The 12,807-nt window shown below is 39.1% G+C and carries 10 protein-coding genes and 2 pseudogenes; 1 reads left to right on the top strand and 11 read right to left on the bottom strand.

Annotated elements, in window-relative coordinates; all coding sequences use genetic code 11:
* Positions 1–96: 96 nt before the first annotated feature.
* From R7190_RS10785 to R7190_RS10740, 11 genes and pseudogenes are all read right to left on the bottom strand, one after another.
* Complete coding sequence (locus R7190_RS10785; RefSeq protein ID WP_086046468.1) at positions 97–1,110, bottom strand: glycosyltransferase; 1,014 nt, start codon at positions 1,108–1,110, stop codon at positions 97–99.
* 18 nt (positions 1,111–1,128) lie between these two features.
* Entirely contained in the window at positions 1,129–2,223 is a 1,095-nt protein-coding gene (locus R7190_RS10780) for a glycosyltransferase (protein WP_086046467.1), read from the bottom strand.
* A complete protein-coding gene (locus R7190_RS10775; protein WP_157664333.1) occupies positions 2,220–3,188 on the bottom strand; it encodes an EpsG family protein in 969 nt (322 codons plus the stop codon). Before R7190_RS10775 ends, R7190_RS10780 begins: the two co-directional genes overlap by 4 nt.
* Complete coding sequence (locus R7190_RS10770; RefSeq protein ID WP_231970838.1) at positions 3,181–4,299, bottom strand: glycosyltransferase; 1,119 nt, start codon at positions 4,297–4,299, stop codon at positions 3,181–3,183. Before R7190_RS10770 ends, R7190_RS10775 begins: the two co-directional genes overlap by 8 nt.
* A complete protein-coding gene (locus R7190_RS10765; RefSeq protein ID WP_086046465.1) occupies positions 4,296–5,513 on the bottom strand; it encodes an oligosaccharide flippase family protein in 1,218 nt (405 codons plus the stop codon). The genes R7190_RS10770 and R7190_RS10765 overlap by 4 nt, the downstream gene beginning before the upstream one ends.
* 55 nt (positions 5,514–5,568) lie before the next feature.
* Positions 5,569–6,687, bottom strand: a complete 1,119-nt coding sequence (locus R7190_RS10760) for a N(5)-(carboxyethyl)ornithine synthase (protein ID WP_206946842.1) — start codon at positions 6,685–6,687, stop codon at positions 5,569–5,571.
* A 1-nt stretch (position 6,688) separates the two neighbouring features.
* Positions 6,689–7,678 carry a hypothetical protein gene (locus tag R7190_RS10755; RefSeq protein WP_086046463.1) on the bottom strand — a complete coding sequence of 330 codons (990 nt, stop codon included), beginning with the start codon at positions 7,676–7,678 and terminating at the stop codon, positions 6,689–6,691.
* 35 nt (positions 7,679–7,713) lie between these two features.
* Positions 7,714–8,673, bottom strand: a complete 960-nt coding sequence (locus tag R7190_RS10750; protein ID WP_086046462.1) for a Wzz/FepE/Etk N-terminal domain-containing protein — start codon at positions 8,671–8,673, stop codon at positions 7,714–7,716.
* A 113-nt stretch (positions 8,674–8,786) separates the two neighbouring features.
* A pseudogene (locus R7190_RS31365) lies at positions 8,787–9,935 on the bottom strand (SLBB domain-containing protein); the annotation flags it as partial.
* 120 nt (positions 9,936–10,055) lie between these two features.
* Positions 10,056–11,555: pseudogene (locus R7190_RS31360) on the bottom strand (SLBB domain-containing protein); the annotation flags it as partial.
* Positions 11,556–11,620: 65 nt separating this feature from the next.
* Positions 11,621–12,139, bottom strand: a complete 519-nt coding sequence (locus tag R7190_RS10740) for a porin family protein (RefSeq protein ID WP_025503632.1) — start codon at positions 12,137–12,139, stop codon at positions 11,621–11,623.
* A 395-nt stretch (positions 12,140–12,534) separates the two neighbouring features.
* On the opposite strand from R7190_RS10740, the gene R7190_RS10735 reads away from it, so the two are divergent.
* Positions 12,535–12,759, top strand: coding sequence for a hypothetical protein (locus R7190_RS10735; RefSeq protein ID WP_025503633.1), 225 nt, complete (start codon positions 12,535–12,537; stop codon positions 12,757–12,759).
* Positions 12,760–12,807: the final 48 nt, after the last annotated feature.

The following is a 12,807-nucleotide window of genomic DNA, read 5'->3' as shown; positions in this document are numbered from 1 at the left end:
AAGCACTACTAAATGCTTAATCCATACACCTAACTAAACCAAGCGCATATCAACTTAAAATATTCAAGTAATGCAACAAGCAACACAATTAGCCCCTTAGTGACGGCCAGTGTAGATTCTTATATATGAATCTCGATAGTTACGGATATCAAACTCAGTTGAACAATGTAAAGCCTGACCTTTTACTGTTTTATAGTTGGATTTAAGCAACTGTAGTTTAGTGGCAATATCATCAGGGTGATTATCGATTAAAAAACCATTTCCATTAATTAACTCAGAGCACCCACCAACATTACTCAACAGCAAGGGAACCCCCGCAGATGCAGCCTCTAATGCTGACATCGGTAGACCTTCACTATCAGAAACTAAAGCGAAAAGATCATAGCGACCAAAATCATCGAAATCACTTACAGCACCAACGAAGTTCACATTTTGAACTTGTTTACAATCTCGCTTTAATGGCCCATCTCCAACAATATCCAACTGAACATCAGCTAGATTTTCAATAGCTTCAATCAAAATATCTGGTCTTTTGGGTTTGGCCAAACGTCCTAAAAAAAGAATACGAAATATTTCGGATTCCTTTTTTCTCACTATATTACGAGGAAAGACACTATTTCTTACATACGTTAGCTTATGATCTAGAATGCCTATTATTTCAATCGCATCTTGGCGATCCTTTTCTGAAACACAGAGTATTGAGTCAGATAAGTAAGAAAGTAACCTTTCGACTGTTATAAATAACATCTTCAGACGACCGCCATTATAAATACATGACCAACCATGGGAGACGTATATGACCCTACATTTAGTGAATAACTTTAGCAAGCGGGCATACACGCCAGCATTGGCTGAGCTTGCGATAAGAATATCTATTTTATTACTTCGAACAAAGCTAACTAATTTAAATAGTGTCTTTAAACAAAAAATTTTTTCTATTCCCGGAACGAATAGAGTCTGTTGAACACTTACCCGTTCAGAAAGCCACCCAGGCTGATTCGTAACCAGAAAATGATCGAAATTTTTGTCTAATAAAGATATTTGATCCTTCACCCAAGTCTGAGCTCCGCCAATCTCAGACTTCGTGATTATATGTGCAATTTTTAACATAAAGGTAAGATCATATGACTACAATGAACGGTAAATTGAAATCCACTTTTCGGCAACTGCGCTTAATGAGTAGTTATCTACAATATATTCTCGAGCTAGTTTTCCTAGTTTTTCTCGATTAGAAGCAGGTAGTTCGATGTATGTGGCTAGCGCTCGCGCTAAAGCATTGCTGTTTCGAGTAGGTACAACCTTACCATTTTCCTGAACAGCGCCACGGATCCCACCACAATCTGTAGCTACGACTACTCGTTCACACGCCATGGCTTCCAGAAGAACAAGCGGCAATCCTTCCCAAGCCGACGACATAACAAAAATGTCTGCTGCGCACATCCAGTTTTCAACATCAGGCTGAAGTCCAAGAAACCGAACGCTGTTACTGAGGTTCATATCATGAACCTTTGCCTTTATTTCGTCTTCTAGCTCACCAACGCCAACAATCGCAAGCTTGGCCTTTACGTTGTGGCTTGCTATCAACTCAGAAAACGCATCAAGCAAATTTGGATAGTCTTTAGCCTCTGATAAACGGCCGACGGCTAAAAATAGCATCTCATCAGAACCAAGCTCGAGAAGCTTTCTTTTATCTTCACGAACGCTGACATCAAAGTGAAATTTGTCTACATCTATCCCGTTGACTACCGCAACAATTTTTCCTGGCTTACAGGTTTTTTTGTCTAAATAAACCTTTACCGCTTCTTCACTTACATTGGTGTTCAGATTACATAACCAGTCCGTATACCTGTAGGCTAATGTACGCAAACTTCCACCTTCATTTGTACTATGAGCGGTGCACACTAAGGGCGCAGATGAACCAATCAACTTCAGAAATCGCGAAAAGATATTTGCATGGATCATGTGACTGTGGACAACGTCTGGCTCAAAACGGTCTATATGCTTTTTAGCTTTTAACAAGGCTTGCAGAAGACTCAATGGTGCCTTAGTTGCCTGAAGCTCAATGAGCTCTACCATGCTACTTTTTGGGGATAAAACTGTCTTTCCTGTCAATGAAATAAGCTGGACCAAATGCCCTTTAGAGGAAAACTGGTCAGCTAAGTCACACACTTGCTTTTCCCCCCCTCCGACTTCTAGTCCAGTTGAGATTAACGTTATTTTCAAGAGGATACTCCCCAACCAAAATAAGGCATACTAATTCGGCCCATATAACTAAAAATAAAAAACAATATGAAAGCACATCTGAAGAGTACTTTTCTTGACGCTGTTAAATAACAACCAGCAATCAAAACCAATACAACAAAGCTTTCAAACACACGTCCAGTCACTTCAGTTAAAAAGTATGTCGAGAGGTAAAACAGAGCGCCTGATATTTCAAAAGCATACTTATGGCAATACCGTCTACCTTGCATCCAATAAAGTACGAGAATCGACGACCAAAACAAAAATGCTCCTCCACTAACATTTGCATTTACGAACGCATATTCGTTAGCTTGCCTTGCTCCTAAAAACGCACTTATGATGGCTAGAGATAGTGCGATCCCAATACCAATAGCAGATATTGTAACGCCTCTAAAATTGCGTGTAAGTTTTATCTTCTTTGATAAAAGAACGACGCCATATACAAGAAGAACAAAAAAGAATGATACATGTATAAGAGGTGTGATTAAAAAAAGGACTTTCCTAAAAAAGCAGTCTTTATAATAGTAAGCCAATAAAAAGACTGATATTGCCACACCTTGCCTTAAGTGAATAATATAATTTTTAACAACCTGTGGGAACAGAAGTATAATTAGAACTAGAAAAACTTCCTTTCTGTTATTTTTCAAGCAAACATAGCAACTCAAAAAAGACGAAAAGAAAACTAAAACTCTTATGATGTTTTCAGGTGAAAAGAACACTCTGAGAGACATATTCATTAATAACCAAATAGGCTCATTAAATAAGACTCTCACATCTCCCTTAGATAAATAACGCAACATAATTAACCATGCATTACTAGCATAGTCTAAGTAATTTGCTCTATCTATGATAGAACCATCTATAGGGAAAAGTAACACCAAGCTCAAGGCATAAATCATCGATAACGAAAATATTGCCAACTTTGGTGTATTTCTGACTCTATGCATTAAACAATAATCTCTCCCAAGATTGTAATATATAATCCCTTTGATAACGAAGTGCAGTTTCTTTAACTGACTCATTAGCCGGTGGGTGTTCATAAGCATCAATGATGGCTATAGCAAGTGCTTGAACATTCCCTTGCTTTACTAATTTACCATTACCGTTATTTACGATTATTTCACTTGGGCCACTTGGGCAATCGAAGGAAACAACTGGCGTTCCTAACGTTATAGATTCGACCAATACATTGGGAAATCCTTCGTATAAACTCGTCATCAAGGTTAAGCGAGCCTTGTTATAATATCCTATTGTGTCTGATTGAAATCCTTCAAACTTCACTCTCTCGGAGAGTCCTAGCTCTTCAACTTGTTGTTTTAGATCACCTAACAAACTACCCTGACCAATAAATACAAGAGATACCTCAGGAATACTTTTAGCGACTACCGAGAATGCATCAATTGCATAATGAAACGCCTTCTGTTTTTCCAAGCGACCCACGCATAATATATAATTTTCCTTTGCCGAATCTCCAGGAAAACTCTGGCTAAAGCTTTCAACCTTGCTCGACACAGGATTATAAATCACGGAAGTTTTACTCTCCGTCGACGGAATGGACTTAACAAGATCGTCTCTCATGCCAATGCACTGGTTAACGATGTGATCAGCCTTGCCGTAAAGAAGCTTGATTAAAGGCACAACGACAAACTTCCCCAAAAAGCCCTTAATATCTTTAGTGTTACGTGAAATTGTATTAATATTCCTTGATATAATGGTGTAGTTTTTAAAAAGCGTCCATCGAATAATTACCAATAACATTGTTAACTCGTAATTAAATGCCAGCCATTTGTCTATATCACTATTTTTAATAAAATCTCTTAAAGGAGCCAAAGCGTGACGAGCTTGGCGTACATCCAAAGATACCAGTTTCACTTTATCGCTAACAATACTTAAATAGTCTGCATTATCTAGATTAAGAACAACGAGTGTCACGTCAGCTCCGCGTTCGGCCAAACCATTTGCGATATTTACGCAGACCCCTTCAGCCCCCCCGCCGGCCAATGAACTGATCAATAGGCATACTTTATTTTTACTCATATCATTTGACTTCGCTTTCATTCTAGCTTTCGAGACTGTAGTTTATAGCTAACGTAATAATCCATGAAGAATAGGAATCGGGCTGTTGTAATAGACAACGCTCCTCCAATCAGGCCATAGTGAGTTATTAGTACTAAGGATAACCCTCCAGAAATCAATGATACTCGAAGAGAGATATTCCTGTAGAGCTTATCCAGACCTTTGGGTAGAAAATACCCTTGACTATATGAGTTTGCGACACCAACAAATAGCACTCCAACAATAAGGATTATGAGATATTCATTTGCAGATGAAAACTCTTTACCTAAGAACACACCTAAAACATACTCACCAAATAGGAATATAAATATTATCGGAGGGACGCTAACAAAAACATTGGCTATAATTAGTTTTGACACTTGGCTCTCCTTTATTCTTGAAATAACCGGATAGACAGCTTTAGCCAATACGTTTTGTAATGTAACAACCACTGAGCACAATCTGGATGCTATTGCAAACTTTGCAAACTGCTCTGGAGGGTATGATGTGCCTAGAATAATAGTTGGAATTGAGTTATACAAGTTAGGAGCTAAAAGTCCAATAAAAACATGAAAACTACTTTTTAATGTACTCAAAAAGCCCAATGAAAATTTTATACTTACCTTTTCATTTATCTTGCAGCTATAAGTCAAATATATTCCACTCAATAGTGAGGGTAGACTTGTAGCCATCAAAGCGTTACATATATCACTTTCATTATTTATAAAAAACAATATTACCAATAAATTCGCAAATTTGCTGGCTAGCATAACCTTTGTAACTAGCATCATCTCGCTCATACCCTGATAATACCAAACAGGAGTAAGAGCATAACCAATTAAGTAAGGTATGGCAGCAACTGACATGTAGAAAAAAAATTCTTCACCACCATAAAGTACAGCATAACCTAAACAGCATAGGATATAGACTATAGCCAGGAATAACCTTAGACTTTGCGTTTGAACAAATAGACTATTTTTTACTGAGAAGTTATTCCTATTTTTTGACAATTCTCGCACTGACGTATAATGAGTACCGTAATCAATAATGGTATGTCCAAAATAGAGAACCGTCAGAATAAGGAGGTAAATCCCATATGATGTAGCTCCAAGTGTCCTTGTCAGTAGGGGCATGGTCACGATCGGAATTACTAAACCAATTAGGTCTATCACTCCAAAACCAATGAAATTTTTAGCAATTTCTTTTAACTTTGACATATATTATATAAAACAGCACTGGCATTGTATAAATGCCAGTGGTTTGAACTACAAATTAAGCAAGTCTATCGTGAGGATACTCTTCACCACGCTGCTGAAATTCTAAAATTTTTCTATTGACCACTCTGCCATTTTCTATCTCTAATGCTTTGAGCAGTGTTTTATCTTCTTTCCAGCTATCCGATACCAGCATAGGTATGTAGTCAAATATTGACTTGGTAATCTCATATGAGGCTGATTTCCAATAGATAGTTGGAGTATGATCTACACAATAGTAATGAACTTTGTTTTTTACGGTAAATGTTGGCTCATCAAAATCTGTAGGTTTAGCAAAATAAAAACCCATACCTTCGTCACAACTGATATCAATTATATCAATTTGCTTCTCCAAAGAATCGACAAAGCTTTCATCACGGATAAACATCAACGGATCTGTAGGATTTTGTAATACACAGTTGATGAGCACATCATATTGTTCAAGTGATTTGTGACTATCTATGTATTGCCCGTCATCGGTTTCTAGAACAACGTTATTGCCATCCAGCTTCATTTGTTTGTAATCAACACTTTCTACTGGCGCATTCATTAAATAGCTAGGCCTTTTGCTGTAAACCGAAATATCATTAATGCCGAGAGATTTTAAACTGCTAATAGCGCCTCGAGCAGTAGCCCCAAACCCTAACACACAAGCTTTAATTCTTTTACCAAAAAAGCCATTTTTGCCACTTAACATCATCATGTGCTGAACTGCTGCATAACCAGCCAGCTCATTGTTACGATAGAAAATGTGGGTATTGTCATTCCCACCGTACATGGCTTCCCAAGCAATTATTGTCATTTTCTTATCGATTGCTGCTTGAGTAATTTCCTTACCTTGCACACAATGAGGCCATCCCCAAAGGACTTTACCTTCATCAAAATATTTGAAGTCTTCCTTTGTAGGTTTTGGTAATAGCCATACGTCACAGTATGTGTACAAACTCTCGCGTTCTAGAACGCCACCGAACTCTTGTTCAAAAAAAGCATCACTTATACCAAAGGCTTCTCCATAGCCTTTTTCAAAATACATATGCTCTCTTACATCACTTGGGAATCGCTCTAGAAAGTCTGGATGTATAGCAATTCGTTTTTCATGTTTTTTGGCTGACCGACCAAATACAGCTAGCTTTTTCATTTTATACTCCTTCATGCAGCATTTTTATAAAATCATTTACTCTTGGATCCCAGCAAGAGTTGTCACAATGTATACCTTCCTCAAAGACAAACTGATTATCTTCAAACTTAAACCTGCCAGGTTTTCCATCCACTTTCATTTGATACGGTCTGTATGCGCCAATAATCGATTGCATTTCGTTGACAAAATACTCACCATCAGTGGTCTCAAAGACATCGAGAACCATGCATCTCATTTGCATTTTGTTTGTAGCATCTTTAAGAAGGTGCAGTAACTCATCCGTAGGTCTATTCCACCCAACTAGTTCAGAGCCACTAGCATAGCCATTTTCTCCCAACAACTTTTGATGACCAAAATAGCTATCTCCAATACGTATCATTCGCCATTCCCACTTTATATTCAGGAAGTCCTGAATGATCGCATAATGCTTTTGAGCTCTACCGAATCGAGGGACTTTAATACCTTTAGTTGAGATCCATGGTACTAAACCTAGTGCCAACTCAGGACTAAATCGACCAAAAACACGATCAATGTATTTTTTGTACTGCTTTTTATCTTTTATAATGGATACAGCACTTCCTCCAGCTCCAATATTACTCTTTGAAACAACAGGAAACGCGATGTCATTAATACTTGAGAGAGCTTCATGCTTACTGGAATAAATTCTAGTTTTGGGGTGAGGTATGTCAAAATATTTCAGAAATAGACACATATTTCTCTTATTTTCATATGTATATATTTCATTCAAAGTTGGATATATAGGTTTTTTCAAAATTTCATTGATAAAATATATTCTTTCATCAAAGATTGTTTTATGCTCTTGATAATTACACGGAGGGCGAACGATATATCCATCAATACTTTCGTCACAGCTATCAAGCCAGTCATTAGACATTAAATCAATAACCTTATAATCCGAACCAGAGTTTCTTACAGAATCTTTCATTTTTTCTAACTCATGACCCTGATAGCATAAAATGCCAATTTTCATATCACTCACCAAAACTTTATAATATCAATTTATTTTTATCGTTTTCTATATATAGATAGAACAATGCTAACCATTGCTCCCAATATAAAACCTAATAATGTACCAACAATACAGATGAGTGCTCTTGATGGTTTAACTTTAACTTCGGGAACAACCGCTGGGTCAACTACTTTGAAAATGAACTCCTCTTGCGCTTCTGCAAGCATTAGTTTCTTTGTTTGTTCTTCTATTAACTTGTAAAACGTACTTTGCATTTCAGCTACAGATGTCTTATTGAGCTGCTGCTTTAAATAAACCAAGTTGTTGGAAACTTCTGATATTGTCCTCTCACGCATAACTCTATTGATCTCATTTACTATCCAATCAACCCACTGTTTCGCAATGTATGGGGAGTAATATGTCATTGAGACAGTATATAAACCACTTGACTTATCTTGCTTTATACTAAATATATCTTTGATAAAAAGCTCATATGCTTCTTGTTCTGTGGGGGCCTCCCCTCTTAAACCATCAGGAGTTCGTAACCACTTATTGTTACTTTCACTATATATGTCATCATCAATGACCAATGTATTATCTTCCAACACCCAGCCTTTAGTAGCCATCAAAGGTACCAGTAAATCATGACTCCCAATAAATGAACTTATAAACTTTCTCGAAGACATCACCTGAACTGCCAGATCAGTTTTCGATGTATCTCCACTACCAAGGCTAACACCTGTTAGAGCTGCTATGCCGCCAAACTGACCGGCTATTTTCTCTAGTCCTCCACTATCACTTCTCTCTGTCGGTGCGAGCAATGCATAAGCTTTATATATGTTTGGTTGATTTAACGCATAGATTACAGAGCCAACAGCAAATATAACTGTGGTAATTATAATAATCCACTTGCCTTTCCATAGAGCCATAAATAAGTCAGTTAAACCAATCTCGTCTTCTGGACGATATACTTCATTGGTAGGCAAATTGTATTGGTCACGATCTTCATTTGACATTATTGATTGTTCCATTCGTGGATAGTTAGCATCTTAGAATACTTTTACTATTCCAGCTTATTCGTCATAAATTAAGTAAAGGCTCTTAATCATCGATTAAGAACTTTCTTGCTTTACTTCAGAGCATTTATTGCTACCCCTGTCTGATACAGGATCTGTGTTGCAGCTGTCCAAGTGCTTAGCGCATCTCGGTAATCGGTATCAATTGGTACGACAATTGTGTCACCAGCCTCCAGCTCCTCCTGGTTGTTACCGAACCAGTAACCAGAGGATGGTTTGTAAACAGAACCATCCGCTCGCACTACAAAAATGCGATCTTCGTCCGCTTGTTTCTTCGCACCGCCTGCTTTGTTCAAGTAATCATTAACATCAAGTCTGTTATCCAACAAGTAAGTAATTGGAACCTGAACTTCACCCATAATTGAAACTGTGTTGCGGAAGGTAGGTACAAAGAGGAAGTCGCCGTCTTCTAACATAAAGTCTGCTGAGCGATCACCTTTGAAGATACGGTTTAGCTGCACTACCATACGCCCAAGCGCCTTACTGCGACTTGCTTCTTCAACAAATGCTAGCGTTTTCTGTGGATCGGTAATTACGGAACCAATATTGCTGTCGGCCCTGAATGTTTTCTTCGCAGTTTCTGCGCGCATATCAGCGGCGTATTGATTTAAGAGCTTCTGCTCTTGTAAGCGCAATGCCTCACGCGTGAATATTGCTCCTTGAGGGTGAGCAAATTCTGTCAGACCGCCAGCTCGACCCAATAACTCACTTAAGGTTTCACCTTGGCGCACTGTATAGGTTCCAGGGAAGCGAACTTCACCCTGTAAAGTTACTGTGCTTTGTAGCTTCACATTTGGCTTTTCTAAGATGTTCAAACGGTCTCGGCCCACGATAACTGCATCGTCTGAGGTACCGCCTTGTATTGCTTTACGTAAATCAATCCGTTCAACATCAATATAAGCACGCTCATCTGCACTATTAATCGCGGTTCGTGCTAACTCTGCACTAATTGTGAATGCGTTATAAGTCAAACCACCAGCGGCTTCAATCAGCGTTGATACCGTCATTCTTGGAGTAATCGGGTAGCGCCCAGGGTGCTTCACTTCACCAAATACTTCTGCAATTTGAGGGGCTAGCCCCAAACGAGACTGTTGTTGGAGTTGTAACAATACTGGTGCAAGCAAAGTGCGACGAGTATTTTGCTTCAGCTTTTCAAAGTCTTCCTCTGTAATCTCTTTACCGCGGAAAATAATTTTTCTTTCTTCTTTTGCTTGCTGGTTCCAGCCAACATAATTCTGTTGGTTATTGAAATTAGTTTGTTGCGGATTATTGCTAGTCATCGCATTGCTACCTGCGATTATCGACCCTGCAGGGTTATTAACCATAGCAACAGACGAGCTCATCTGTTGCTGTTCTTTCTGTTGCTCCATCTCCGCCTGTTTTTGAGCTTGCTCGAGTGTTTTCGCTTTTGTAATTTCTTCATCATTAGCGAGTGTATCTAAATCTTCGTTATTGAACCGGTTGAATACTAGAACTCGGTCACGAGAACGTAGAGACATATTGTCTTTGCTGTTAGGAGATAAAATCGCGTTCGCGAGGTTTATCTGAAATACTTCGATATCACGTTGAGTATTAACTTCTCGAACAACAACGGCGTAGTTAACATCAGCAGTGGCATTAAATGCAGAGTCTACAGATTTAAACAAATCAGCAATACGCAAACTTTGATGCCACTCTACATAACCAGGGTGTCTTACATCCCCTTCGATTTGAACATATCGAGTAAGCTCTTCGCTTTTTTTCAAGATTTTAATAGCATCGCCATTTTTTACTTTGCTTTGCTTATCTTGATTCTTACTAAAATCGAGAGTGACCGCTTCACGAGTCCCATGTGTTGCATAGCGTTTGATTTCTAGCTGTTCTTTATACGCGTTGGCAGTAAAACCACCAGCTATTTGAATAAGTTGTTGGTAGGTTTCACCCGGCTTAACCTCATAAATTGCAGGACGATTAATCTCGCCTTCTATAGAGACTGTATCTTTAACAGAGCCGATTAAAACAACATCATCCGGTAGTAAGCGCACATCATCACTCGCATCACCTTTTAGTAACAGATCATACATGTCCAACTTACGAATAATTTTTCCGTCACGCTTTAGCTGAATATCTCTTAGTGCCCCACTTTCACCAAAACCACCGCTGTAGTAGATAGCCTGTGATATTGTCGTTAATGCGCTAACCGTGTACGCTCCTGGCTTATATGCATCGCCCATGACAAATACTTGCATGGTACGTAGTTCACCTAATGAAATATCGCTACGAACACCTATCATTTGCTCTTTTACACGTTGCGTTAGAGAGTCTCTAACATCAGAAAAGTGCATACCTGCAACATTTACTGGCCCAAGAGAAGGAAAGTTGATTGTTCCTGCGCGATTTACACGTAAGCGATGTGTTTCGTTCTCCTTACCAAATAACTGCACGATGATTTCATCGCCTGCACCCACAGTGTAATTAGCCGGAACTGGAACATCACTTATCGGAGCAAAGGTACTTGGAGAGCCAGCAAAGAGTTCAAGGCCAAAGCGTTGTAACTCATCATCTTCTTTTTTAGTATCCCATATTTTTTCTACTTCATTAGAACTCGCCCCACTCAATTGAGTTCTAGGTTGAATAACTTGCGGATTTGAGTATGACGTAGACTGGGAAGAAGAGCCTGAAGGGATACTAAAGCCATACTTACTCGCCAGTGCTTGCTGCTGATCTGCTGGTAAGTTCTGAAACATTTTGATTTGTTCTGGAGTAGGTGTTTGCGCAGTCGAGTAAGACGCAAACATGCTTGCCAAGACACAAACGGCAATGGAGAGATATCCTTTAAACATGATATGCCACTATAATAATTGGATAAAAGGCCCTAGCGCTCAAGTTTGAGTTCTAGGTATTTAAATTAGAATCTGTGCTGGAAACCCAGTGTAATCGAGTTAAGGCGAACTTGGTTTTCTGAAACGTTATCAACGAACTCAAACACAACTGCGCTTTGTTTGTTCAAAGCGTAATGCATACCTAACCCAAAACTGAATCCTTGCTCTTTGTCGGAGCCTACATTTTGTAAGTCAAGTTGAACGCTCGAGTACCCTGCTAAACCGTAAAGTGCAACTCGCTCTGAAACAGGCATATTTAGCTTAAAAAAGCCACTCATTGCACTATCAACCGCAAGCCCACTATCACGCTGAACTGAGGTTCCATAGCGTCCTTCTAAACCAATATAATCGTTAAAGAAGTACCCTGCTTGCGCACTAAGAAGAAAGGGGCTTCCCTCTTTCACGGACTCAGAAGGCGAGCTTTTCAATTCGGCATTTGAGTAACTCACTAGTGCACCAGCGTAAAAGTCGGCAGATGCTGAAAAAGAACTCAGGCTTAAGCCCAGTACACTAAGTATTCCTAAACAATGCTGTTTTCTTATCACGTAAAAGTTCCTAGTACTGGTAATAATGAGTGCTACGGACTTCAACGTACGCCTCGAAGACTCATTAATTATTGATTTTTGGCACGCTACCGCCCGGCGGCGTTGAGCGTTAGCCACTGTATCGCTTTCTTTATATTCAAGCGCCTAGCTCCCTCCAAACACTTAAGCCATACTGAAGGAACAGGCCGCCAAATTATGCACGCTTGATGGTTTATCAGCAAGTAAGGGAATAAGATAACCGCGCTATGTCACGTTGGTGTTAGGAATGAGATCGGAAGCCTGGCAAAATAAGAAACTATTTACATGCTAACGTTTTTTTATCTAGAATATAGTTTGGAGCATTTTTTATGCTACCAAACATCGATGTTTTTATACCGGATATACAAGGATTAATAATGAAGAATACAGCTCTAGCTATTCTTATGGCTCTAAGCGCATCAACTGCATTTGCAGCAGAAGAAGCAGGTTCAGCAGGCGCAGCTTCTGCATCTGCAACAGGTACAACAGCCGTAGCAGTAGGTGCAGCAGCAGCTGTAACTGTAGTGGCAGTTGCAGCGTCAGATAGTGACTCGTCTACAGCAACAAACTCTAATTCTGGCTCTGGCTCAGTAGCTAAATAATTTAGCTCTAGTATAGTCCAGCTGATCGCCCTGAAATAATCAGGGCGA

It is taken from the genome of Vibrio sp. 1078-1 (genome assembly GCF_033340475.1).
The sequence above is the reverse complement of the archived record's forward strand: the minus strand, read 5'-3'. Positions and strand labels throughout refer to the sequence as shown.

What these genes read in the sequence shown, in the direction of transcription:
- R7190_RS10785 (WP_086046468.1), bottom strand. Translation starts at nt 1,110, where the DNA reads ATGTTAAAAATTGCACATATAATCACGAAGTCTGAGATTGGCGGAGCT.
- R7190_RS10750 (WP_086046462.1), bottom strand. Translation starts at nt 8,673, where the DNA reads ATGTCAAATGAAGATCGTGACCAATACAATTTGCCTACCAATGAAGTA.
- R7190_RS10775 (WP_157664333.1), bottom strand. Translation starts at nt 3,188, where the DNA reads ATGCATAGAGTCAGAAATACACCAAAGTTGGCAATATTTTCGTTATCG.
- R7190_RS10755 (WP_086046463.1), bottom strand. Translation starts at nt 7,678, where the DNA reads ATGAAAATTGGCATTTTATGCTATCAGGGTCATGAGTTAGAAAAAATG.
- R7190_RS10760 (WP_206946842.1), bottom strand. Translation starts at nt 6,687, where the DNA reads ATGAAAAAGCTAGCTGTATTTGGTCGGTCAGCCAAAAAACATGAAAAA.
- R7190_RS10765 (WP_086046465.1), bottom strand. Translation starts at nt 5,513, where the DNA reads ATGTCAAAGTTAAAAGAAATTGCTAAAAATTTCATTGGTTTTGGAGTG.
- R7190_RS10735 (WP_025503633.1), top strand. Translation starts at nt 12,535, where the DNA reads ATGAAGAATACAGCTCTAGCTATTCTTATGGCTCTAAGCGCATCAACT.
- R7190_RS10770 (WP_231970838.1), bottom strand. Translation starts at nt 4,299, where the DNA reads ATGAAAGCGAAGTCAAATGATATGAGTAAAAATAAAGTATGCCTATTG.